The 907-nt window shown below is 47.7% G+C and carries 2 protein-coding genes; both read left to right on the top strand.

All coding sequences use genetic code 11. The features are described from left to right. The first annotated feature begins 239 nt into the window (after positions 1 to 239). Complete coding sequence (locus tag HAP95_RS05290) at positions 240 to 548, top strand: HU family DNA-binding protein (RefSeq protein WP_215883272.1); 309 nt, start codon at positions 240 to 242, stop codon at positions 546 to 548. Between the two features lie 134 nt (positions 549 to 682). Next, a partial coding sequence (locus HAP95_RS05285) for an HU family DNA-binding protein (protein ID WP_215883271.1) occupies positions 683 to 907 on the top strand: 225 nt, incomplete at its 3' end.

Genomic DNA, 907 nt, shown 5'->3' with positions numbered 1-907 from the left:
TCCGAGTGTGACGCCGGTGGAAAGTGGCTTTATCTCTACCATCGCCTATCAAGAAAAGGGCTATGCTTTGGTTCCTGTCTATTAAAATAATGCATATCTCTTGTATCTTGTCTTCATCTGTTGGGTCGGTAAAAGTAGGCAGTGAGTTAAGTCGGGTAGCGCTTTTTATGTGCATGACATATTATCTAACCTATCAATCTGATTGCACAACCAACCTACAGTAAGCCAGAGAAAGAACGATGAATAAATCAACAATGATGGAGAATATCCATCATCAGTTACGTGATCAGGGGTACAAAGAATTGTCACGACAAGATGTCATTATGGCCGTCGGATTGATCCTCGATCATTGTGCCCAGGCCTTGGCTGAGAGAGAGCGTATTGAGATTCGGGATTTTGGGGTGTTTACCCTGCACATTATTGCGGCCCGCGCAGGACGGAATCCGAAGACGGGGAAATCGGTGGATGTACCCGAGAAACGCAACGTACATTTCAAGCCCGGTACGGCGATGCGCGTACAAGTCAATCAGAATAAACGTAGCTTTTGATGGAGTGGCACTGATCACCGACACCACTTCTTCGGGGGATTGCTATCCACGCATCACATGTCAACCCCCTGCATTGCGCATTTTATGACATTCCTCTACATTCCGAAGATGCGTATTTTTGAAAGAGGTCTCTCATGAATAAATCCGAATTTGTCGCCGCACTGGCCCTGCATGGTGCCATGTCCAAAGCGGACGCAGAAAAATGTTACCAGGCGTTTCGACAGACTCTGGAGACCGAATTGCTGGTCGCCGGAAAAATCACCTTTCCCGGATTCTGTTCTGTTGAGATCGTGGATAAACCTGCGCGTAAAGCGCGGAACCCGGCTACGGGACAGGAAATTGAGGTGCCTGCCAAGAAA

The sequence above is a fragment of the Acidithiobacillus sulfurivorans genome, assembly GCF_018853815.1.
Classification (GTDB): domain Bacteria; phylum Pseudomonadota; class Gammaproteobacteria; order Acidithiobacillales; family Acidithiobacillaceae; genus Acidithiobacillus; species Acidithiobacillus sulfurivorans.
This window is presented reverse-complemented; position numbering and strand designations above follow the sequence as displayed.

Excerpts from the sequence above, each read along its gene's own strand:
- HAP95_RS05290 (WP_215883272.1), top strand. The coding sequence starts at position 240 with ATGAATAAATCAACAATGATGGAGAATATCCATCATCAGTTACGTGAT.